General features: G+C 65.4%; 1 protein-coding gene. It reads right to left on the bottom strand.

Annotation, left to right across the window (positions count from 1 at the left end):
- Positions 1–48 precede the first annotated feature (48 nt).
- Positions 49–749: thiolase family protein (locus ACNA7R_RS20500; protein WP_416285381.1), on the bottom strand; the 701-nt coding region annotated here is incomplete at its 5' end.

The raw sequence follows: 749 nt of genomic DNA, 5'->3' as shown, positions 1-749 counted from the left end.
GTCCTGGGTAGCTGATCGTGCCGTCGTCGTATCGGGTCGCTTCCATCGTCATCGTGCTGCCTCCATAATGGTCGTAATAACGCAGTTGCCGAAGCCGCCGACGTTACAGCAGAGGCCGACCTCCGCGTCGACCTGGCGATCGCCGGCCTCGCCCATCAGCTGTTCGTAGATCTCGACGCCCTGTGCGACGCCGCTTGCGCCCAGCGGGTGGCCCTTCGACTTGAGCCCGCCGGAGGTGTTGACCGGCAGTTCGCCCGTATCGCGTTCGGTGTACCCCTCCTCGACTAACTCCCAGGCTTCGCCCTGCTCGGCGAAGCCCAGGCCCTCCATCTGCAGGAACTCGAGGATGGTGAACATGTCGTGGAGTTCGGCGACGTCGATATCCTCGGGCTCGTGCCCGCTCATCTCGTAGGCGCCCTCGCCGCTCTCGACGACCCCGCCCATCACGGTCGGATCCTCGCGCTCGTGAACGACGTGTGTATCGGTCGCCCCGTCGATCCCCGAGATGACGACGTACTCGTCGGTGAACTCCCGGGCGACCGACTCGGGACACAGCATCAGCGCGGCCGAGCCGTCGGTGATCGGACAGAAGTCGTACAGCCGCAGCGGGTCCGCGACGATCGGCGACTCGAGGACGGTGTCGACGTCGACCTCCTTCTGAAACTGCGCGTTGGGGTTGTCCACCCCGTTCTTGTGGTTCTTCGAGGCGACCTTCGCCAGGCTCTCCCGAGGGGCGTCGAAGCGCTCGA

Source organism: Natronococcus sp. (assembly GCF_047921035.1).
GTDB lineage: Archaea > Halobacteriota > Halobacteria > Halobacteriales > Natrialbaceae > Natronococcus.
Note: the sequence above shows the minus strand (reverse complement) of the source record. Positions and strands in the feature narration are given on the sequence as shown.